This window comes from Actinopolyspora mzabensis (assembly GCF_900101095.1).
GTDB lineage: Bacteria > Actinomycetota > Actinomycetes > Mycobacteriales > Pseudonocardiaceae > Actinopolyspora > Actinopolyspora mzabensis.
In genome coordinates this window covers 150,272-171,647 of the sequence record NZ_FNFM01000013.1, presented here as the reverse complement: position 1 = coordinate 171,647, position 21,376 = coordinate 150,272, and the positions used below count along the sequence as shown (strand labels likewise).

The 21,376-nt window shown below is 66.7% G+C and carries 21 protein-coding genes and 1 rRNA gene; 1 reads left to right on the top strand and 21 read right to left on the bottom strand.

What is annotated here, in order from left to right:
• From BLR41_RS20810 to infC, 18 genes are all read right to left on the bottom strand, one after another.
• Window positions 1–157: ribosomal RNA gene (locus tag BLR41_RS20810) — 16S ribosomal RNA — on the bottom strand; the annotation flags it as partial.
• Between the two features lie 582 nt (window positions 158–739).
• Window positions 740–2,011 carry a tyrosine--tRNA ligase gene (gene tyrS, locus BLR41_RS20805; RefSeq protein ID WP_092631919.1) on the bottom strand — a complete coding sequence of 424 codons (1,272 nt, stop codon included), beginning with the start codon at window positions 2,009–2,011 and terminating at the stop codon, window positions 740–742.
• Between the two features lie 139 nt (window positions 2,012–2,150).
• Window positions 2,151–2,765 carry a DNA-3-methyladenine glycosylase gene (locus BLR41_RS20800; protein ID WP_425426937.1) on the bottom strand — a complete coding sequence of 205 codons (615 nt, stop codon included), beginning with the start codon at window positions 2,763–2,765 and terminating at the stop codon, window positions 2,151–2,153.
• A 103-nt stretch (window positions 2,766–2,868) separates the two neighbouring features.
• A complete protein-coding gene (gene argH, locus BLR41_RS20795; RefSeq protein WP_092631913.1) occupies window positions 2,869–4,332 on the bottom strand; it encodes an argininosuccinate lyase in 1,464 nt (487 codons plus the stop codon).
• An 81-nt stretch (window positions 4,333–4,413) separates the two neighbouring features.
• Window positions 4,414–5,610 carry an argininosuccinate synthase gene (locus tag BLR41_RS20790; RefSeq protein WP_092632006.1) on the bottom strand — a complete coding sequence of 399 codons (1,197 nt, stop codon included), beginning with the start codon at window positions 5,608–5,610 and terminating at the stop codon, window positions 4,414–4,416.
• Between the two features lie 69 nt (window positions 5,611–5,679).
• A complete protein-coding gene (locus BLR41_RS20785; protein ID WP_092631911.1) occupies window positions 5,680–6,183 on the bottom strand; it encodes an arginine repressor in 504 nt (167 codons plus the stop codon).
• Window positions 6,180–7,106: an ornithine carbamoyltransferase gene (argF, locus tag BLR41_RS20780; protein WP_092631908.1), complete on the bottom strand. Its 927-nt coding sequence runs from the start codon at window positions 7,104–7,106 to the stop codon at window positions 6,180–6,182. The genes BLR41_RS20785 and argF overlap by 4 nt, the downstream gene beginning before the upstream one ends.
• Window positions 7,106–8,317, bottom strand: coding sequence for an acetylornithine transaminase (locus BLR41_RS20775; RefSeq protein ID WP_092631905.1), 1,212 nt, complete (start codon window positions 8,315–8,317; stop codon window positions 7,106–7,108). Before BLR41_RS20775 ends, argF begins: the two co-directional genes overlap by 1 nt.
• Window positions 8,317–9,240: an acetylglutamate kinase gene (gene argB, locus BLR41_RS20770; protein ID WP_092631902.1), complete on the bottom strand. Its 924-nt coding sequence runs from the start codon at window positions 9,238–9,240 to the stop codon at window positions 8,317–8,319. The genes BLR41_RS20775 and argB overlap by 1 nt, the downstream gene beginning before the upstream one ends.
• The gene (gene argJ / locus BLR41_RS20765; protein WP_342745405.1) at window positions 9,237–10,346 is read right to left on the bottom strand and encodes a bifunctional glutamate N-acetyltransferase/amino-acid acetyltransferase ArgJ; all 1,110 of its coding nucleotides are present in this window, start codon (window positions 10,344–10,346) and stop codon (window positions 9,237–9,239) included. Before argJ ends, argB begins: the two co-directional genes overlap by 4 nt.
• A gap of 107 nt (window positions 10,347–10,453) precedes the next feature.
• Window positions 10,454–10,861 carry an ACT domain-containing protein gene (locus BLR41_RS20760; RefSeq protein WP_092631895.1) on the bottom strand — a complete coding sequence of 136 codons (408 nt, stop codon included), beginning with the start codon at window positions 10,859–10,861 and terminating at the stop codon, window positions 10,454–10,456.
• On the bottom strand, window positions 10,858–11,883 hold the full coding sequence (gene argC / locus BLR41_RS20755) for an N-acetyl-gamma-glutamyl-phosphate reductase (protein WP_092631892.1): 1,026 nt from the start codon (window positions 11,881–11,883) through the stop codon (window positions 10,858–10,860). Before argC ends, BLR41_RS20760 begins: the two co-directional genes overlap by 4 nt.
• A 198-nt stretch (window positions 11,884–12,081) precedes the next feature.
• Window positions 12,082–14,574, bottom strand: coding sequence for a phenylalanine--tRNA ligase subunit beta (gene pheT / locus BLR41_RS20750; RefSeq protein ID WP_092631889.1), 2,493 nt, complete (start codon window positions 14,572–14,574; stop codon window positions 12,082–12,084).
• 70 nt (window positions 14,575–14,644) lie between these two features.
• The gene (pheS, locus tag BLR41_RS20745; RefSeq protein WP_092631886.1) at window positions 14,645–15,712 is read right to left on the bottom strand and encodes a phenylalanine--tRNA ligase subunit alpha; all 1,068 of its coding nucleotides are present in this window, start codon (window positions 15,710–15,712) and stop codon (window positions 14,645–14,647) included.
• 228 nt (window positions 15,713–15,940) lie between these two features.
• On the bottom strand, window positions 15,941–16,759 hold the full coding sequence (locus BLR41_RS20740; RefSeq protein ID WP_425426936.1) for a TrmH family RNA methyltransferase: 819 nt from the start codon (window positions 16,757–16,759) through the stop codon (window positions 15,941–15,943).
• Between the two features lie 78 nt (window positions 16,760–16,837).
• Window positions 16,838–17,206, bottom strand: coding sequence for a 50S ribosomal protein L20 (gene rplT, locus BLR41_RS20735; protein ID WP_043571586.1), 369 nt, complete (start codon window positions 17,204–17,206; stop codon window positions 16,838–16,840).
• Between the two features lie 115 nt (window positions 17,207–17,321).
• Window positions 17,322–17,516, bottom strand: a complete 195-nt coding sequence (gene rpmI / locus BLR41_RS20730) for a 50S ribosomal protein L35 (RefSeq protein ID WP_092631883.1) — start codon at window positions 17,514–17,516, stop codon at window positions 17,322–17,324.
• 124 nt (window positions 17,517–17,640) lie between these two features.
• Window positions 17,641–18,255 carry a translation initiation factor IF-3 gene (gene infC / locus BLR41_RS20725; RefSeq protein ID WP_092632001.1) on the bottom strand — a complete coding sequence of 205 codons (615 nt, stop codon included), beginning with the start codon at window positions 18,253–18,255 and terminating at the stop codon, window positions 17,641–17,643.
• Window positions 18,256–18,466: 211 nt separating this feature from the next.
• Here infC and BLR41_RS20720 point away from each other — a divergent pair, with 211 nt between their 5' ends.
• Window positions 18,467–18,883, top strand: a complete 417-nt coding sequence (locus tag BLR41_RS20720; RefSeq protein ID WP_218120291.1) for a DUF1844 domain-containing protein — start codon at window positions 18,467–18,469, stop codon at window positions 18,881–18,883.
• A gap of 64 nt (window positions 18,884–18,947) precedes the next feature.
• Here the strand turns inward: BLR41_RS20720 and BLR41_RS20715 are convergent, their stop codons facing one another.
• The 3 genes from BLR41_RS20715 to BLR41_RS20705 form a co-directional block, all read right to left on the bottom strand.
• Window positions 18,948–19,868, bottom strand: a complete 921-nt coding sequence (locus BLR41_RS20715; RefSeq protein ID WP_245694639.1) for an endonuclease/exonuclease/phosphatase family protein — start codon at window positions 19,866–19,868, stop codon at window positions 18,948–18,950.
• 165 nt (window positions 19,869–20,033) lie between these two features.
• Window positions 20,034–20,423 carry a RidA family protein gene (locus tag BLR41_RS20710; protein ID WP_092631877.1) on the bottom strand — a complete coding sequence of 130 codons (390 nt, stop codon included), beginning with the start codon at window positions 20,421–20,423 and terminating at the stop codon, window positions 20,034–20,036.
• Window positions 20,424–20,446: 23 nt separating this feature from the next.
• Entirely contained in the window at window positions 20,447–21,199 is a 753-nt protein-coding gene (locus tag BLR41_RS20705; protein ID WP_092631874.1) for an IclR family transcriptional regulator, read from the bottom strand.
• Between the last annotated feature and the right edge of the window lie 177 nt (window positions 21,200–21,376).

Below are 21,376 nucleotides of genomic sequence, written 5' to 3'. Positions count from 1 at the left end.
CCAGGGTTATCCCCACGCCCAGGGCAGGTTACTCACGTGTTACTCACCCGTCCGCCGCTCTGCACACCCACCACAAAGGCCGGTGCCATCGCTCGACTTGCATGTGTGAAGCGCGCCGTCAGCGTTCGTCCTGAGCCAGGATCAAACTCTCCAACAATGCATGGAAAAAATCAAACCCCAGCACAACCCACACCACACCCCAAAACCACAGGGACGATGCGAGCTGACACTCAAAGCAAAAAAGACAAGAAACAAACACACACACGCGTGCACAAACACTGTTGAATTCTCAAAGAACACACCCACCACCCACGCGGCAGGCCCTGCTTCCGCAGCTCGAAGAGTGTTGTTCACTCCCCGTCCAAGCGGAACGTCGATCACTTTAGCACCGGAACGAACCGGCGTTTCAGGGGGGTCCCCTTCAACACCCGCAAGACCGAAGCAGTATCGATCGACTCTGGATTGTACAAGCAACCACGAAGCTCGAACCACTCGATTCCGAGCTCCTGACGGGATGTCTTACTCGACACTTTAACAGCCGAGGAACACCCCGAACCAAGGGGCCCGCAACCGGGCCCGATTGATCGGAGGAACCAGCACCCCGGGAATGCCGAACACCCCACAGCGCTGACAGTTCTGAATCTACGCCCCGAGCCAGCCGACGTCAAATCGGCCGCACGTGCCGTCGGCTGAAACGAACCCGCAGGTCAAACGCCTCACCGTTACAGCGAGAATCCTATTAGACCAACTCGACTCCCGCAGTGTGACGCTTGCCACGACGAACCACCAGCCACGTGCCGTGCAGCAGGTCCGCCTTGCTCGGTGCCCAGGTGTCGTCGAACACCTTGGCGTTATTGACGTAGGCACCGCCCTCGGCGATGGTGCGCCTGGCCGCCTTGCGTCCGGCTACCAGACCGCTCTCCACGAGAACATCGACGATCGTCGGCTCATCGCTCAGTCTGAGTCGCGCGGTGGGAATCTCGGCCATCGCCGATTTCAGGGTCTCGGCGTTCAGCAGGTTCAGGTCCCCACCGCCGAACAACGCACTGCTGGCGGCAGCCACTTGCTCGGTAGCCGTAGCCCCGTGCACCAAGGTAGTCAGTTCTTCGGCAAGCCTGCGCTGCCCGCGTCGTTGCTGCGGTCGCTCCGCCGTGGCGAGCTCGAGCTCCTCGATCTCCGCGCGCTCCAGGAAGGTGAACAACCGCAGGTACTTGCCCACGTCGGCATCGGCGGTGTTGATGAAGTACTGGTACCAGGCGTACGGGGAAGTCAACGCCGGGTCGAGCCAGAGATTGCCACCCCCGGTGGACTTGCCGAACTTGTTCCCCTCGGCGTCGGTGACCAGTGGAGTGGTCAGTGCGTGCGCACTCGCACCGTCCTGCCGACGCAGCAGGTCGACGCCGGCGACGATGTTTCCCCACTGATCAGACCCGCCCAACTGCAGGCTCGTACCGTAACGCCGGTTGAGCTGTACGTAATCGTTGGCCTGCAGCAGCATGTAACTGAACTCGGTGTAGGACATCCCGTCGGATTCCAACCGTCGCTTGACGGTTTCGCGGGAAAGCATCGCGTTGAGCGAGAAATGCTTGCCCACGTCCCGCAGGAACGTCGTAACGGACAGGTTCGCGGTCCAGTGGGCGTTGTTCTCCATGACGGCCCCGGTCTCCGAGTCGTCGAAGTCGACGAAGAGCCTGAGCTGTTCGCGGATGCCCTCGGTCCATTCGGAGACGACGCTCTCGTCGTGCAGACTGCGTTCGCCCACGTCACGTGGATCACCGATCAAACCGGTCGCACCGCCTGCCAGCGCGAGCGGCCGATGTCCGGCGAGCTGAAAACGACGCAGGGTCAGCAGCGGGATCAGATGGCCCGCGTGCAGGCTCGGCCCGGTCGGGTCGAAACCGGCATACAGCGTGAGTGGCGGTGAATCGAGATCGCGACGCAACGAATCGAGGTCGGTGGACTGCGCGATGAGACCGCGCCAGGAAAGTTCGTCAAGGATGTGCTCACTCACGCTGCCAGTTTGGCTCACGCGAACCACACGACCTCGACGACCCCCCGAGAATTCGATTCAGGAGCCCCCGGACCACCGCCTCGTGCCGGGCATGAACGCGTGTCGGGAGGGAGGAACCGGCGGAGTCGGAACAGCCCGCTCAGTTCCCGTGCGTGACCTTACGCCGCCCCCCACGCCGATAGGAACTCACGGCGGGCGAACCGTGCACCCAGGAACGCCAGGGAAGTTCCGTGGCGGTGGAAACCCCGACTCGGGGGCCACTGCGTACGTCCTCGTCCGCCACGGCACACCCCCGGAGCAGCCGGATCGGTGAGTCGGAGCGGGTCAGGTCCACGCCGTTGCACTCGCGAGTGATCCCCAGCGCCCCGGCGAGCCGTGCCGGCCCGCCGGCCAGTGCGCTCTCCTTACGAGCAGCGGGACGACGATCGCGCGCCAGCTCCGCACCCTCGAGGATCTCCCCGGCCCGCAGGAGCACCGCCCCAGGACGCCCATCGGTCAGGCAAACCACGTTGATGCAGAAGTGCATCCCGTAGACGAAGTACACGTAGAGGTGTCCCGCAGGCCCGAACATAACCGCGTTCCGCTCGGTACGCCCGCGATAGCAGTGTGATGCCGGATCGTCCTGTCCGCGGTACGCCTCCACCTCGACCAACCGGACACGAACCACACCCTGGGGCGAGTCCGAAACCAGCTCACAACCGAGCAGGAAACGCGCCACGCGAAGCGGGTCCCGTGCTATCTCGGGGCGTGTCACCTCAACCACGGGGGCACACTACCGCGTGGCGCACGATCGGGAACGGACCGGAGCCGCGCCGGAGGGGAGATGCCCGGCTCCGACTCCGCATGACGGGAGTTCCTCAGGAGCACCGGGAGGCTCCGCTCTCCAGCCACGCCCGGTGCCGTGCCACGTGTTCGTCCACTCGTCGAGCCTGCTCGGCGACTCGATCGGGAGCCGTCCCACCGCGTGAGTCACGTGCCGAGACCGCACCTCGAATCGTCAGCACCTCCCGAACGGCCGGTGTGAGCTCGGGATGCGCCCGGGAGAGCTCCTGCTCGCTCAGTTCGTCGAGCCCCACACCACGCGACTCGGCGAGCCGCACGCACTCCCCGGAGGCCTCGTGCGCGACGCGGAACGGGACACCACGCCGCACCAGCCACTCGGCGAGGTCCGTGGCCAACGTGAACCCCGCGGGGGCCATCTCGGCCATCCGCTCGGTGTGGAAAGTCAGCGTTCCGAGCATGCCCGCCATGGCGGGCAGGACCAATCGCAGCTGGTGAACCGAGTCGAACAGGGGTTCCTTGTCCTCCTGCAGATCCCGGTTGTAGGCCAGTGGCTGCGCTTTGAGGCTGGTCAGCAGACCGGTGAGGTTCCCGATCAGTCTGCCCGACTTGGCGCGAGCCAGTTCGGCCACATCGGGATTCTTCTTCTGCGGCATGATCGAACTGCCGGTGGCCCAGGAATCGTCCAGTGTGATGTAGCCGAACTCCGCCGTGTTCCACACGACGACCTCCTCGGCGATGCGTGAGAGGTTCACCCCGAGCATGGCCAGATCGAAGGCCGCCTCCGCGGCGAAATCGCGCGAGGAGGTGCCGTCCATCGAGTTGTCCACCCCGTGCTCGAACCCGAGCTCGGTAGCTATGGCGTCGGGATCCAGCCCCAGCGAGGACCCTGCCAGAGCACCGGAACCGTAGGGCGATACGGCGGTGCGCGCGTCCCAGTCACGCAGACGTGCCACATCGCGTAGCAGAGCCTGGGAATGCGCGAGCAGATGATGGGCCAACAGCACGGGTTGGGCGTGCTGCAGGTGAGTACGCCCGGCGAGCACCGCGCTCGGGTGGGCGGCCGCCTGCTCGCCGAGAGCCTCTATCACGTCGAGTACGGCCGAGACGATGCCGCGCACCGAGTCACGCAGCCACATCCGGAACTGAGTGGCCACCTGGTCGTTACGGGAACGGCCGGCGCGGAGTTTCCCGCCCAGGTCGGCGCCGACCCGTTCGAGCAGCCCGCGCTCCAGAGCGGTGTGCACGTCCTCGTCGTTCGGCTCGGGCAGAAACCGCCCGGTACGCACATCGGTGGCGAGGCTGTCCAGCCCCGCCAGCATGTCTGCCAGCTCGGACTCGGTGAGCAGTCCCGCACCGTGCAGCACTCTGGCGTGGGCTTTCGAGCCCGCGATGTCGTAGGGCGCCAGCGACCAGTCGAAATGTGTGGACAGACTGAGCGCGGCCATGGTTTCGGAGGGGCCGGAGGTGAACCGTCCTCCCCAGAGCATGGTCGGATCCGACCGATCGCTGTCGGTGGCGGAATCGTCTTGTCGGGACATGCGGTCTTTCCTCGGGAAAAGCGAAGCGGCACGGACAGGGCTGGACGGGCATCTGGGAGATGCCCGTCCCGGCGGGAACGTTCAGTGGTACTGCTCGCGCTTGGCGGCGATCTTGCTGGGCAGTCCCCACAGCTGTACGAACCCCTTCGCCAGTTCCTGGTCGAAGCTGTCGCCCTCGTCGTAGGTGGCCAGGTTGAAGTCGTACAGCGACTGATCGCTGCTGCGGCCGGTCACCACCGCACTGCCCGCGTGCAGGGTCATCCGGATCTGGCCGGAGACGTGGCGCTGCGTGTCGGCGATGAAGGAGTCCAGCGACGTCTTCAGCGGCGAGAACCACAGGCCGTCGTAAACGAGCTCGCCCCAACGCTGCTGGACCGTGCGCTTGAACCGCGCGAGGTCGCGCTCCAGGGTGACGGCCTCGAGCTCGCGGTGGGCGGTGATCAGCGCCAACGCGCCGGGAGCCTCGTAGATCTCCCTGCTCTTGATGCCGACGAGTCGATCCTCGACCATGTCCAGCCTGCCCACCCCTTGGGCGCCCGCGCGGCGGTTCAGTTCGGTGACCGCCTGCAGCGGGGTGACGGCTGTCTCGTCGAGGGCCACGGGAACACCCTGCTCGAAGGTGATGACCACCTCGTCGGGGTCACGCGACTGGGCCGGATCGGCGGTGTAGGAGTAGACGTCCTCGATGGGGGCGTTCCAGATGTCCTCGAGGAAGCCGGTTTCGACGGCCCTCCCCCAGACGTTCTGGTCGATCGAGTAGGGAGACTTGTTGCTGACGTCGATCGGCAGGCCGTGCCGTTCGGCCCAGTCGATGGCCTTTTCCCTGGTCCAGGCGAAGTCGCGGACCGGAGCGAGTACCTTCATCTCGGGAGCGAGCGCTCCGATACCGACCTCGAAACGAACCTGGTCGTTGCCCTTGCCGGTGCAGCCGTGCGCGACGGTGTCCGCCCCGTGTTGCCGAGCCGCGTCGGTCAGGTACTTGGCGATCAGCGGCCTCGAAAGGGCCGAGACCAGTGGATACTGGTCCATGTACATCGCGTTGGCCTGCAGCGCGGGCAGGCAGTACTGCTCGGCGAACTCGGCGCGCGCGTCGGCGACCACGGCCTCGGCCGCGCCGCAGGCCAGGGCTCGCTTGCGCACCGTCTCCAAGTCCTCGCCGCCCTGGCCGACGTCGACGGCCACGGCGACGACCTCGGCGTTGGTCTCCTCGGCGATCCAGCCGATGGCGACTGAGGTGTCCAGTCCGCCGGAATAGGCGAGTACGACTCGGTCGCTCATGATCATGCTCCTAATACCTGGTGGTCTCGAGTGTTGTTGTCGGAATGCCTGTTCGACCGCGGCGTCCGTTCAGTCCGCCGTGGCGGCCGACTCGGGCTGTTGTGCGCCGAGCTCGCGTAACCGCTCGGCGAGTTGCTCACCGGTGAGTGGTTCACGGGCCACGACCAGCAGGGTGTCGTCGCCCGCGATCGTGCCCGCCACCTCGTCCATCGAGGATCTGTCGATGGCGCTGGCCAGGAACTGGGCGGCGCCGGGCGGGGTTCGCAGCACCGTCAGGTTTCCCGAGCCCTCCGCGCTGACGAGCAGTTCACCGAGCAGCCTGCTCAACCGTGCGGTACCGCCCTGCACCCCCTGGATGGGACTGCCGTCCTCGGGAATGACGTAAACGGGTTGTCCCCCGTCGGGTGCCCGGAGTTTCACCGCGCCCAACTCGTCGAGGTCACGTGACAGGGTGGCCTGCGTGACGTCGATACCGTCGGCCGCGAGCAGCCTCACCAGTTCGGTCTGGCTGCGGATCTCGGAACCGGTGACGAGTTCGACGATGCGCGCCTGCCGCGCCACTCGTGTGCTCATCGTCGCTGCACCAACCAACTCAACAGCGCCTTCTGGGTGTGCAGCCGGTTCTCCGCCTCGTCGAACACCGCGCTGGCGGGACCGTCCAGCACTTCGTCGGTGATTTCCCATCCCCGGTGGGCGGGGAGGCAGTGCAGCACCGTGGTGTCGGATTTGCCGGTGGCCTCCAGCAGAGCGGAGTCGAGCCGGAACGGCCGGAAGGGCCCCACCCGATCCTTGCCGTCGTTCTCCTGTCCCATTGAGGTCCAGGAGTCGGTGGCGACCACGTCGGCCCCGGCGACGGCTTCCCGCGGTGTGCTCAGCACCCGACTGGAGCCTCCGGTCTCGACGGCACGCTTGTGCGCCGCTTCGAGCACCCACTGCTCGGGTTCGAAACCTTCGGGGGCGGCGATCCGGATGTGCATCCCCGCGGTCGCCCCACCGATGAGCAGCGAGTGGGCCATGTTGTTGGCACCGTCGCCGAGATAGGTCAGGGTCAGCCCGGCAAGGGTGCCGTGCCGCTCCCGAACGGTCTGCAGGTCGGCGAGCACCTGGCACGGGTGGAACTCGTTGGTGAGCGCGTTGACGACCGGGATGTCGGAGGCCGAGCTCATCGCGTCGATACGCGCCTGGGCGAAGGTGCGCCACACCACGACATCGACATAGCGGCTCAGCACTCGTGCGGTGTCCTCTATCGTCTCCTCGCGGCCGAGTTGCATCGTGCGTGCGTCGACCACGACCGGATGACCACCGAGTTGGACGATCCCGGTTTCGAAGGAGAGGCGCGTCCTGGTGGATGTCTTCTCGAAAATGACCGCCACCGACTTCGGGCCCGCCAGGGGTGTGCTGTCGGTTCGCCGGTGTTTGAACTCATCGGCGAGGTCGAGGATCTCGCGCTGCTCGACGGGTGTGAGATCGTCGTCGCGCAGAAAATGACGCGGCATCAGTTCTTCCCTTCTCCGCCCGCTGCTTCGGAGAGCACCTCGGCGAGATCGCGGACGAAATCGTTGGCCCGCTGACCGTCCAGGATCAGCGGGGGCGCCAGCCGCAGGGTGTCCGGACGGACGGGATTGATCAGGTAGCCGCGGGCGCGGGCGCTTTCCACGGCGGCGGGAGCGATGTCGTCGTTGAGCTCGACGGCCAGCAGCAGCCCGGCGCCACGGACCTCGCGCACTGCCGGGTGGTCGAGACGTTCGACCGCGGCGATGATTTCCTTGCCCAGTCGGGCGACGTGTTCCAGCAGTCCTTCGGACTCGATGGTGTCGATCACCGCCAGCGCGGCGGCGCAACAGACCGGGTTCCCGCCGAAGGTGGTGGCGTGCTGACCGGCTTCCAGCAGGAAGGCCGCTCGCCCAACCCCGATGCAGGCGCCGAGCGGCAGCCCGCCACCAAGTCCCTTTGCCAGGGTGATCACGTCCGGCACGATTCCGTAGCGCTGGAAGGCGAACCAGTGTCCGGTGCGGCCGATTCCGGTCTGCACCTCGTCGAGGATCAGCAGAGCGCCATTGCGGTCGGCGATTTCCCGCGCGGATCGCAGATACCCCTCGGGAGGGACGATCACGCCTGCCTCGCCCTGAATCGGTTCGAGCACGATCGCGGCGGTGTGCTCGTCGACCGCCTCGTCGAGAGCGGCGACGTCCCCGAAGGGTACGTGTGAGACTCCACCGGGCAGCGGTTCGAAGGGCCGCTGTTTCTCCGGCTGTCCGGTCAGCGCCAACGAGCCCAGGGTACGACCGTGGAAACCTCCGTCCGCGGCCACGATGCCGGGGCGACCGGTGCGCCGGGCGATCTTGAACGCGGCTTCGTTGGCCTCGGAACCCGAGTTGCAGAAGAAAACCCTGCCGTCGTCACCGACCCCTGCCAGTTGGAGCAACCGCTCTGCCAGTCGCAGTTCCGGCTCATGGCTGTAGAAGTTGGAGACGTGTCCGAGTTTCGCGATCTGTTCGGACACGGCCGAGGTGACGGCGGAGTGGGCGTGGCCGAGGGCTGCCACGGCGATGCCACCGAGCAGGTCCAGGTAGGTCTTCCCCTCGGCATCGGTGACCGTGCATCCCGAACCGCTGACCAGCTCCACCGCGGGGGTGCCGTAGGTGGGCATGATCGCTTCCCGCCAACGGTGCGCGGCTGCGGCGTTGGCCTGCTGTTGGGAGGACATCAGGCATCGTCCTTTCGTTGGGTCGGCTCGCCGGGAACGACCATCGTGCCGATACCCTCGCTGGTGAAGACTTCGAGCAGCACCGAGTGGGCGAGTCGGCCGTCGATCACGTGCGCCCGAGGCACGCCCCCGTCCACCGCCTGTAGGCAGGCCTCCATCTTGGGAACCATTCCGGAGGACAGGCTCGGCAGCAGTTCCCGCAGTCGCGCGGTGTCCAGTCGCGAGACCAGCGACTCCCGGTCGGGCCAGTCGGTGTAGAGCCCCTCGACGTCGGTGAGCACGACGAGCTTCTCCGCCTCGAGCGCGACGGCCAGCGCACCGGCGGCGGTGTCGGCGTTGACGTTGTGCACCACGCCGTCGGCGTCGGGGGCGACTGTGGAGATCACCGGAATGCGGCCGGTCTCGATCAGATCGAGCACTGCGGTCGGCTCGACCGATTCGACGTCGCCGACCAGCCCGATGTCCACCGGTTCGCCGTCCACCACCGCGTTGCGCCTGCGGGCGGTGAGCAGGTGCGCGTCCTCACCGGACATACCCACCGCGTGCGGACCGTGCTGGTTGATCAGCCCGACGAGCTCACGGCCGACCTGGCCGACGAGGACCATCCGGACCACATCCATCGTTTCCGGTGAGGTGACCCGCAATCCACCTCGGAACTCGCCGGGCATGCCGAGCCGGTCGAGCATCTCGGTGATCTGCGGACCACCGCCGTGCACGACCACGGGGCGCAGTCCGGCCAGCCGCAGGAAAACCATGTCCTCGGCGAATGCACGCTTGAGCTTTTCGTCGGTCATCGCGTTGCCGCCGTACTTGACCACCACGGTGGCACCGCGGAACCGCTCCAGCCAGGGCAGTGCCTCGGTCAGTACACCTGCCTTCGCGGCGGCCGTGCTCAACCGTTCGTCGTGGCTCGTGCTGCTCATGTGGAATACGCGCTGTTCTCTTCGACGTAGTCGTGGGAAAGATCCGTGGTCAGCACGGTGGCGCTGTGGTCACCGAGATGCAGGTCGACCACGATCTCGATGTCTCGTCCGGAGAGGTCCACCGTGTCGCGGTCGGCGACCGGGGTTCCCCCGGCGTAAAGCGTCACGCCGTTGGCGATGATCTCCATGACCGAGGCGTCGATCGTGACCGGGGAGCGGCCCACGGCCATTGCGATGCGGCCCCAGTTGGGGTCGGAACCGAACAGCGCGGCGGAGACCAGGTTGTCCTCGGCTGTCAACCGGGCGATGCTCACCGCGTCGTTCTCCGACGCGGCACCGCGGACGGTTATGTCGATCGCCTTGGTGGCTCCTTCGGCGTCGTGTTGCAGTTGTCGGACGAGATCGCCGCAGACTCGGGTCAGCAGCTCGGTGAACTCGGCCTCGGCGGGCGCGAGTTCGGAGGCCCCCGAGGACAGCAGCAGCACGGTGTCATTGGTGGAGGTGCCACCGTCGACGTCGAGCCGTTCGAAAGTACTGCGGCATGCCTGCCGCAGGGCCCGTTGCAGCGTCTCGCCTTCGACGCCGGCATCGGTGGTGACGAGCGCGAGCATGGTCGCGAGGTTCGGCGCCAGCATTCCCGCCCCTTTGACCATCCCGCCGATCGACCAACCGTCCGGGTGGGTGAGGCAGACCTGTTTCGGGTGGGTGTCCGTGGTCAGTACGGCGCTCGCGGCATCGGTGCTCGCCCGCTCGGTGTCGTCCAGTCCGGTCACCGCGGTGTCGAGGCCCTGCAGCAGGGCGGGCATCGGCAGTCGTTGCCCGATGAGGCCGGTGGAGCAGACACCGATCTCGATGGCACCGGTACCGAGCAGTTCCGCGGCGCGTTCGGCGGTGGCATGGGTGTCCTGAAAACCCTCGGGGCCGGTGCAGGCGTTGGCACCACCGGAATTGAGCACCACTGCACGCAACTTCCGCTCCCGCAGCACCTGTTCGGACCACAGTACGGGAGCCGCTTTGACCTGGTTGGTGGTGAACACCCCGGCGGCCTGCTGCCCGGGTCCGTCGTTGACGATCAGCGCGAGGTCGAGGGCGGGGCCGGACTTTATACCGGCGGCAACGCCGCAAGCGCGGAAACCGCGCGGGCCGGTGACACCGCATCGCCTGTCCGTGGCCGTCTCGTGCGCGCCGACGTCGGTCGTCTCTTCACTCGTACTCAATGTTCTCCCTCGAAGTCCTCCACCACGGTGTGCCCGGCTCGGCGCAGCGTGTCCACGGCGTCCGGGAGTGCGTTCGCCCCGATGAGGATCCAGTCGGTCTCGAAGGTAGAGAGCGTGAACACGCTGATCTCACTTTCCGCCAACGGGGACAGCACTGCGGCCAGGACGCCGGTCAACGAGAAGTCCAACGGGCCGGCTATCTCCAACGCCCGGAAGGGCCCCTGGACGACCGACGAGTCGGAGAGCTCGGCGACATCCCGGTAGGCGAACACCAGCGTACGGTCGTTCCCGGTGACGAGCTCGGCGTTGACGGGTCCGGAAGCGGGTAGTTCGGGGGCGGTTCCCGGTTCGGGTGTGGCCACGGCGAGGAGCTGTTCGTGCGCTCGCAGGGTCAGTGTCGTCACGGCGCCATCCCCGCAGTGGAAAGCCCCGCGGTCTCGGGAAGCCCCAGGGCGAGGTTCATACACTGCACGGCACCGCCTGCCGTGCCCTTCGTGAGGTTGTCCTCGGCACCGACTGCGACCAGGCTTCCGGCGTCGTCATCGACGGCGAGTTGCAGATGTACGGTGTTCGCTCCGAGCGTGGCCGAGGTCTGTGGCCACTGTCCCTCCGGCAGCACCCGCACGAAGGGCTCCGCCTCGTAGGTACGTGTGTAGCTCTGCCGCACCCGAGCGGGATCGACCCCTTCCCGGAGTCGCGCGTTGCAGGTGGCCAGGATGCCCCGCGACATGGGAGCCAGCATCGGGGTGAACGAGACGCGGACGGTTTCGCCGGCCGCCGCTCCCAGATTCTGGATCATCTCGGGGGTGTGTCGGTGTGCCCCACCGACGCCGTAGACGCTCGCAGAGCCCATGACCTCCGCCGAGAGCAGATGAGGTTTGAGCGCTCGCCCCGCCCCGGAGGTCCCGGTCGCTGCCACGACCACCAGGTCGGGCTCGACCAGCCCGTCGAGCAGGGCGGGCAACAACGCGAGCGTGGTCACCGTCGGAAAACATCCGGGTACGGCTATCCGGTCCGCCTTGGTGATTCGTTCCCTCGCCCAGGGCAGTTCGGGCAGACCGTAGGGCCAGCTGCCGGGATGTGCCCCGCCGTACCAGCGCTCCCAGGCCGTCGGATCCTCGAGGCGGTGGTCCGCTCCGCAGTCGATCACCAGGGTGTCGTGGAGCTGTCCGGCCAGCGCGTCGGAGTGCCCGTGTGGCAATGCGAGGAAGACCACGTCATGCCCGGCGAGCACCTCGGCGTCGGTCTCGCGGAGCTGCCTGCCGGACAGTTCGGTGAGGTTGGGGTGATGCTCCCCGAGCGTACTGCCGACGTTTCCGCCCGCGGTGAGAGCGCCGATCTCGACGTCCGGGTGTGCCAGCAACAGACGCAACAGCTCTCCGCCCGCATAGCCGCTGGCACCGGCGACCGCCACTCGTACAACCATACGAATGATTATGCACTTTCATGCAAAATCAATCAACGGGGGGTCCCGAAGTACCCCGGAGGACCGGAGAGACGAAAAGCTCGGGGTGGGTGGCCGCGTAGCAGCCACCCACCCCGAGCTGGGTCACCGTCGGCCGGTCGAAGCCGATGTGGCGGGTGTTTCCCGCGCCGAGCCGAGCCGGCGCGGGCTCAACCGGGGCTAGCCGCGCAGCACCGCCCCGAACCGCTGGTCGGCGGCAGCCACCGCGGCGTCCCGGACCTCGGTCGCCTCCTCCTGGGTCAACGTTCGGTCGGAAGCACGCAGCCGCAACGCGAACGCCAACGACTTCTTGTCGGCACCGAGCTTTTCGCCGGTGAAAACGTCGAACAACCTGATGTCCTCGACAAGCTCACCCCCGCCGCTACGAAGCACTTCACCGAGTTCGGCGGCCGGAACATCCTCGTCCACCACCAATGCCACGTCCAGCCGCACCGGTGGATAGGCCGAGATACTCGGAGCGGGACGCTCGTCCGTCACCGGCAGCGCGTCGAGGTCGAGCTCCATCGCACAGGTCCGTTTGGGCAGTTCGAGAGCCTCCACCACCTTGGGATGCAACTCACCGGCATGCCCGATGACCGTGCCGTCCACCTCGAGCGCGGCACAGCGTCCCGGATGCCACGGCGCCCTGTCCGCGGCGGAGACACTCAGTGACACTCCGGCCGTCTCCGCGACGAGTCTGGCCGCCGCCACGGCGTCCGACCAGTCCGCCTCCCGGCCGGAACCCCACCAACCGGAACGTTCCCGCTGTCCCGTGAGCACCACCCCGACGTGCTGGGGCTGCGCGGGCAACGCGGCGTGGAGCGCCGCCAACTGCTCGTCCGAGGGGCGTTGCCGAACCCCGAGTTCGGGAACGGAAGGTTGATCCGGCTCGGGCAGCACCACCTGCCCGATGTGGAACAGCCCGAGGTCACGCCTTCCCCGGGAAAGGTTGCGCTGCAGCGCGTCGAGCAGTCCCGGCAGCAGCGTGGTGCTGAGCAGCGCACGATCCGATTCGAGGGCGTTGACGGCTCGCAAAGTACGTCGACGCGGGTCGTCCTCGCCGATCCCCAGGGATCCGAGGGTGTCCTCACCGGTGAACGGGAACGGCAACACCTCGACGTAACCGTCGTGTGCCAGCGCGCGCGAGACCGCGCGCCTGCGGCGCTGGGCAGCGGTCAGTCCGCTTCCGGTGGGCGCCGGGGGAACGACGGACGGGATGGTGTGATACCCCTCCAGTCGAAGTACCTCTTCGACCAGATCGGCGGGCTGCGTGAGATCGGGACGCCAGGTCGGCGGCAGCGCGGTCACCACACCGACACCGTCATCGGAGGTACCCACCTCGATGCCGCAGCCGATCTGGTTGAGCCGCTTGGCGGTGACACCACGTCCGTAGCGGACACCGGCCACCTGGTCCGGTAGGGCCAGCGGCATCGTCACCGGCTGCGGCTGCGCCGGTTCCCCCACGTCGGTGCGCCCGGCGCTGATGGTCGCTTCCCCGTACTCGACCAGCAGTCTGGCGGCGCGCTCCGCCGCCACGGCGGCCACGGCGGGATCCACACCACGTTCGAAACGCTTGCCCGCCTCGCTGGGCAGCCGGTGCCTGCGGATCATGCGCGAGATACCCGTGGGCTCCCAGTTCGCCGCCTCGAGCAGGACGTCGTTGGTGTCCTGGCCGATCTCGGTGCTGGCACCCCCCATGACGCCCGCGAGGGAGACGGGGCCGGACTCGTCGCAGATCACGATGTCGTCGGGATCGAGGTCACGCCGCACGCCGTCCAGCGTGACGAGGGACTCCCCGGCCACGGCACGGCGCACGACGACGTCACCGGACAGCTTCGCGGCATCCCAGGCGTGCAGCGGCTGGCCGAGCTCGAGCATCACGTAGTTGGTGATGTCCACCGGCAGCGAGATGGAGCGAATGCCGGCCAGCGCCAGTCGCCGCCGCATCCACCACGGGGTCGGAGCGGTCGGATCCACCCCGGTCAACCTGCGGAACACGAAACGGGAACAGGCCGAAGGGTCCTCGATCCGCACAGTGCGGGAGGGACGGTCGTCATCCGGGATACCCCGGTTCGCGGGGTCCCCGAACGGCACGTCCAACGCGTTGGAGAGTTCCCGGGCGAGACCACGCACCGAGAAGCAGTAACCACGGTCGGGCGTGATGGCCAGCTCGATCACCGAGTCCTCCAGGCCGACGATCTCATTGGCCGGGCTGCCCGGATCGGCGGAACCTGGAGGCAGAACCAGAATGCCGTCGTGGTCCTCGCCGATTCCCAGTTCACTGGTCGAGCAGATCATGCCCTCGCTGGTACGACCGTAGGTCTTGCGAGAGGTGATCTCGAAATCCCCGGGTAGCACGGTGCCGGGCAGCGCCACTACCACCAGTGAACCGGCGCTGAAGTTGGTGGCGCCGCACACGATGCCGCGAGTCTGCTGCTCACCGGTCTCGGACTTTCCGACCTCGACCCGACAGTAGCGGATGGGTTTTTTGAACTCGGTCAGTTCCTCGATCTCGGCTACCCGTCCGACGACGAGTGGGCCGGTGATCGGGGTGAGTCGGGTGACCTCCTCGACTTCCAGCCCGATGCCCACGAACGCCTCGGCCAGTTCGTCCACGCTCGTGTCCTCGGACAGTTCAAGATGCTCGGCCAGCCAGGAAACCGGAATCCGCACTGGATCGCAGCCCTTCTCTCGATCATGTGGGGTCGGCGGTGCGGGCAAGAGCCCGGGCACCCGACCGGACTCAGTATTCGATGCCGAACGCCTCGGTGAACCGGACGTCACCTTCGACCATGTCGCGCATGTCGGGGATGCCGGTGCGGAACTGCAGGGTACGTTCCACTCCCATACCGAAGGCGAACCCGGTGTAGGTCTCGGGATCCACCCCGGAGGCGCGCAACACGTTGGGGTGCACCATGCCGCAGCCACCCCATTCGACCCAGCCGGCTCCCCCCTTCTTCTCGGGGAACCAGACGTCCATCTCGGCGGACGGCTCGGTGAAGGGGAAGAAGTTGGGCCTGAACCGTGTCCGGGTGTCCTGCCCGAACATGGCGCGGGCGAACGCGTCCAGCGTGCCCTTGAGATGTGCCATGGTCAGCCCCTGGTCCACCGCGAGACCTTCCACCTGGTGGAACACCGGGGTGTGGGTGGCATCGAGCGCATCCGTACGGAACACCCTCCCGGGGGAAACGCGGTACACGGGCAGCTCGCTGTAGAGCAGAGCACGCACCTGCACCGGCGAGGTCTGGGTACGCAGCACCAGTCCGGAGTCCTCCGGAGCGATGTGGAAAGTGTCCTGCATCGTGCGCGCCGGGTGGTCCTTGCCAAAGTTCAACGCGTCGAAGTTGAACCATTCGGCTTCCAGCTCCGGGCCTTCCGAAACGTGCCACCCCATCGCCACGAAGTCGTCCGCGACGCGTTCCATGAGCTGAGTGATCGGGTGGCGAGCCCCCGAGGGAACGCGATCGGTCGGCAGCGTGACGTCGACGGCTTCCTCCTGCAGCACCCGCTCGTCACGTTCGGCACGCAGTTGCTCGTGGCGGGCGTCGAAGGCTTGTTGGATCGCCTGGCGCGTCTCGTTGACCCGCTTACCGGCATCGGCCTTCTCCTGCGACGGCAGCGACCCGATCTCGCGTCGCGCGGTCAACACCGGAGAGCGCTCACCCAGGTGCGCGGGCTTGGCCGCGGCGAGTTCATCGAGATCAGCGGCGCCGTCGAAGGCTTTGCGAGCGTCGTCAACCGCGTTCTGCAGCGTCTCCGGCGCGAGCGCGACGACCTCCTTCGGGTCGTACGGGTCGTTGGCTCCAGACATCGTCGCTGTGTAACTCCCGTATCCGACGGCCCGCCTGAGCGAACCGGTCTTGGCGTGTGAACACTGATTCCCTAGGAGGACAGTGTATGTGATTGGGTTCGGCGGGATCGTGAAACGACCCGTGCGGGCGGTGGGGGAACACCGCGGAACCAGCGGCACCCGAGGCGCTCGGGGGCCGCGAACTCCGGGATGCCGCCGAGCCGGGAGGCAGCACGAGCGGCGGAGCAGTCACTCGACAACCGGACGAATGCGCCGGGCCGAGGCGTACAGACAGACGGCAGCGGCAGTGGCCAGGTTCAGACTCTCCGCTCGACCGTAGATCGGTACACGCAACGTGACGTCCAGCCGTTCGCCGTACTCACCGAGACCGTGCGCCTCACTGCCGAACACCCAGGCGGTCGGCACGTCCAACCTGCCGCTCTCCTCAGCGGTGTGCAGGTCGGACGGGGCCGCCCCGTCGGCTCCGACCAGCAGCAGTCCCGCTCGTCGACAGGCCGTCAGCACCGTGTCCGCATCACGTTCCCGAGCCACCGGAAGATGGAAAAGGCTTCCGGTGGAGGCCCGAACTGCCTTCCCGTTGTAGGGGTCGACGGTCTCGCCCGCGAACAGCACGGCGCCCGCACCGGCGGCGTCCGCGACACGAAGCACCGTGCCCGCGTTGCCCGGATCGGCGATGTCGAGCAACACCACGACCATGGAAGGCCGGTGAGCCAGCACGGTCGCGGTGTCCGTCGCGGGCGCCTCGCAAACGGCGACCAGCCCTTGCGGGGTGACCGTTTCGGAAAGGCAGGCAGCCGCTCGTTCGGTGACGGTCCACAACGGCACTCCGCTCGCCGCGCAGCGCTCGGCGATCTCCGGAACCCGTCGTAGTCCTTCGGAAGTGGCCAACACCTCGCGAACATCGGTCCGAGGCCGCTCCGCCGTCCGCGAGTCCAGCGACTCGAGGACGGCGTTGGCACCTTCCGCCAAAAACATACCGGCACGTTCGCGCCCGACACGACGCGTGAGCTTACGAGCGGAAGCGACCCGGGCGGAACGTTCCGTCAACGGGGAACGAGCCGTTTCAGGGCTCCCAGGTCTTCCCCCGGTATCCGCACCGGTGTGCCGGGCGCCGGATCGATCCAATCAGACCGTGCCTTCCGGAAGGCTGCTACGCGCCTTGTCGCACAGCGCGGTAAAGGCCTGCGGATCGTTGACCGCCAGCTCGGCGAGCATCTTGCGGTCGACCTCGACCTCGGCGGCCTTCAGGCCCTGCATGAACTTGTTGTAGCTCAGCCCGTTCTGCCTGCTGGCCGCGTTGATACGCATGATCCAGAGCTTGCGGAACTCGCCCTTGCGGGCCCGGCGGTCCCGATAGGAGTAGACCTGCGAATGCAGCATCTGCTCCTTGGCCTTGCGGTAAAGGCGAGAACGCTGCCCGCGATAGCCCTTGGCGGACTCCAGAATCTTGCGGCGCTTCTTCTGCGCGTTCACCGATCGTTTGACACGTGCCATTGGTTCCGTCCTGATCGCATCGGGGGCGGAGCCCCGCCCCGGCGGATGAGGCTGTCACTGGTCCGAAGGGTGTGGCGGGTCAAGCGTTCCGGCTACACCCGTGGCTGAGTGAGGCTCAGCGGCCCAGCATCTTGTTGACCTGGTGGGTGTCGTTGGGCGACACCTCGTCAGTGCCCTTCAACCGACGCTTCACCCTGCTCGACTTCTTCTCCAGGATGTGCCTACGGCCGGCACGCTCGTGGCGCAATTTGCCCGAACCGGTGACCTTGAACCGCTTGGACGCGCCGCTGTGTGGCTTGTTCTTGGGCATTATCATCCTCTTTTCGTGCGAACGCCGGGCAGAATCCCGGTGAGAATCCCGCCCGGCCTGCGTTCCGGGTGATGCCACGACCTGATGCGTTCGGTGGCCCCGGCACCCGATTGCCGCGCTACGGTTACGACGCGTTCGCCTTGCTCTTGTTACCTTTGCCGGTTTTGTGCGGAGCCAGCACCATAGTCATGTTGCGGCCGTCCTGCTTTGGTTTGGCCTCGATGAACCCCTGCTCTGAGACATCGTCGGCCAGCCGCTGCAACAACCGGAACCCCAGCTCGGGGCGGGACTGCTCACGGCCGCGGAACATGATCGTCACCTTGACCTTGTGACCCTGACCGAGAAAGCGCGAAACATGCCCCTTCTTGGTCTCGTAGTCGTGCGGGTCGATCTTGGGGCGGAGCTTCTGCTCCTTGATGACGGTCTGCTGCTGATTACGGCGTGACTCGCGAGCCTTCTGCGCACTCTCGTACTTGAACTTGCCGTAGTCCATGAGTTTGCACACCGGCGGCTTGGCTTGCGGAGCGACCTCGACGAGATCCAACTCCGCTTCCTCCGCGAGCCGGAGTGCGTCCTCGATACGGACGATGCCGACCTGTTCACCGTTCGGTCCGACCAACCGGACCTCGGGCACACGGATGCGGTCGTTGATGCGCGTCTCGGAGCTGATGGGGTCTCCTCGGTTCGATGGCGTTTCTGTGCTGCACCGCGGCGTGAAGCTCGCCCCTAGAGCATGCAGCCGCCTCGCGGCATCCTGCCGGATCCGCGAGACCCTTTTACTCCAACCGATCGAACCGGTATGGCAATACCGCTTCATTCCGCCGTCGAACGGTGTTCTCGGCGGGATCGGGACCCGGCGGCCTGTGAACCGGCCACGCGGGTGGGAGCGGGGCTCCACTTTACCGCCCCCGAAAGGCCGAGGGCGTTGCGCGCATGTGAGAGTAACAGGCGTGACCGAGTCGCAGCCAACCGAGTCCCCCGAACCAGCCGCACCGCCGAACGGCGACGAATCCGGGGAAGGCCTCGATGCCACGGATACCACGCACAACGTGCGCGAACTGAGCAATGTTCCCAGTGTCGAGGTGATCAGCAGGGCCGCCGTGATGCTGATGTCGGCGGCGGCCGAGAAACTGGGGCTGGCCGAGGAGGACCCGGACGACTCCCCGGTCCGTGACCTCGACGAGGCACGCCGTCTGATCACTTCGCTGGCCGGCCTGATCACGGCATCGGTGGAGTACCTAGGCCCTCACGCGGGTGCGCTGCGGGACGGACTGCAGACACTGCAACGTGCCTTCCGGGAAGCCTCCTCGGAACCGGATCCGCCCGGCCAGGGCCCGGGTGAGAAATACACCGGCCCCGTTCACTGAACGGCTGCCCCGGCCAAGCACCCCCTTCAGCCCGCGAGCGGCCCCTTGACCACGAGCGGACCGCTCAACCGCTCAGCGTGGCCCGCACCGCGCGGTGATCACTTCCCCGCGTGTCGACGACCTCCGCGTCGGCAACGCGCACCCCCCTGGACAGCACGTGGTCGAGTCGTACTGCGGGAAACGTGTCCGGCCAGGTGAAGCCGAAACCTGCCGTAACCTCACCGGCGACGTTCGGTAACCGTCGGGTGAGCGAACGCAGCGCTCGGTCGGTGGTGGCGGTGTTGAGATCACCGAGCAGGACCACGTCCTCGACGGTTTCCCCCGCCACCGCAGTGGCGAGTTTCCGCAGTCCTCGGTCGCGCTGCTCCACCAGATCCGGACGCAACGAGGGCAGATGGGCGACGTAGACCGCTATCTTCCCGTGGGGAGCGTGTGCGACGGCTCGAACGGCCCGGGTCCAGCCCAGGCCCAGGTCCACGGCGCGTACGTCCGAAAGCCGGTAACGGCTCCAGAGACCGACGGTCCCCACCGCGACGTGGTGCGGATGGCTTTCCCGTAGTGCCTCGGTGGCCACTGAGCGAGTACGTGACGTGATCTCCTGCAGTCCGACCAGGTCGGCCCCGGTGCGGGACAGGTCGCCCAGCGTGGCCTTCGGCTCGCTGTTGCTCGCGTAGAGGTTCTGGGTGACGACTTTCACTCCCCCCGCCTCGTTCCGGCCGTTCGGCGGAACGGCTGTTCCGAAGACGAGAGCCCATATCAGTGCGGGCACGAGCAGCAGCACCGCGGCACGGCAGCGCCCCAGCAACGCGGGCAGCGCCACCAGTGGGACGGCCACTCCGAGCCAGGGTGCGAAGCTGTCGACGAGGGTTCCGATCCCCATGGGATTGGGCAACAGACGATGGCAGAGCAGCAGTGCACTGATTCCCGCGGCGAGGCCCGCGACCACGGTGTCGCGGGTGCGCCAGGGCCGGAACCACGCGCTCAACGGTCCGAGCTTGCTCGGACGCGCACCGCGAGGCGGCGCGGTGCGGTCCGTATCAGGGGTGTGTCGTGTGGGTCGCCGTGCCATCCCGGACAGTCTGACGTGCCGATCTGTGAAAAAGATGAGAGATCCCGGACAACGTCGGTACCGGTGAACGGCGCTTCCGGGTCACTCCCCGCGCACAGCCAGCGCGTCGATCTCGACGAGCAGATTGGCGGGCAGCCCCACATAGACCGTGGTTCGTGCCGGATAGGGCTCCCCGACCACACGAGAGTAGGTCTCGTTCATCTCCGTGAAATGAGCCACGTCGGTGAGGTAAACCCGCAGCATGAGCACGTCCTCGACTCCCGCTTCCGCCTCGGCCAGGATGGCGAAAACGTTGCGCAGCGCCTGCTCGGTCTGTTCGGCCACGGAGTTCGACACCGGTTTCCCGGTGGCGGGAGCAACACCCGTCTGCCCCGAGACCTGCACCAGGTTGCCCTTGCACACGGCCTGCGACAGTGGCACTCCCGCGGGTGGGATGGGGGCCTTCGGAGTGGTCACGACGGTTCTGGACATTGGTATTCACCTTTCGGGAGAAATCAGTGGTCCGGTGGCTGCCAACCGAGTTCGACCGAGACGCGGTCGCAGGCACGGGACAGCTCACCGCTCGAGCCGAGCAGTTCGTCGAAGTCGAACAGCACTTTCGGCGCCGACAACGAAACCGCGGCGACGATCTCGCCACGGGAATCGCGCACTCCGGCGGCTATACAGTGCACGAAGTCCTCGTGTTCACCGCGGTCGACTGCGTAGCCCGCTCGCGAGGCCCGCTCCAGTTCGGTCAGGAACCGCTCGGGATCGGTGATGGTGTTGTCCGTCAGCGCGGGATAGTCCAGCGCGGCGGCGACGTCCCTGCGAACGGAGTCGTCGAGCCCGGAAAGCAGTATCTTTCCCACCGCCGTGCAGTGCAGCGGCGCCCGAGCACCGATGCGTGAGTACATCCGCACCGCGTGGGTGCTGTCCACCTTGTCCACGTAGACGACCTCATCGTCCTCGCGAACGGCCAGATGCACGGTGTGCCCCGTGCTCTCCCCGAGTTCGAGCAGATGGGAGCGAGCCGTGTCGCGAACGTCGATCCCGTCCAACGCGCGGTTGGCCAGCTCGAACAGTGCGCTTCCGAGCCGATAGCGGTACATATCGGAGCGTTTGACGAACCTGTCGGCCTCCAACGAACGCAGCAACCGCATGACGGTGGATTTGTGCACTCCCACCGCTTCCGCGAGCTGGTCGAGGTTGCGGGGCCCGTCGGCCAACTCGGTCAGCAACGCGAGTCCACGCCGTAGGCTCTGGCTCATCCCGTGGTCCTTTTCGCTCTCGTCGACCGCTCCACCAAGCATGGATGCCCAACCCCGTGCGGATTGCGCTGGGCATTCGAAAGGACCCTGCGGCAGCGGTTCCGTTGACGGACACCTTGCGAACTGCTAAACAGCATTCTATCAATATATGCAATATTTGTTGCATTAGGCGCAATT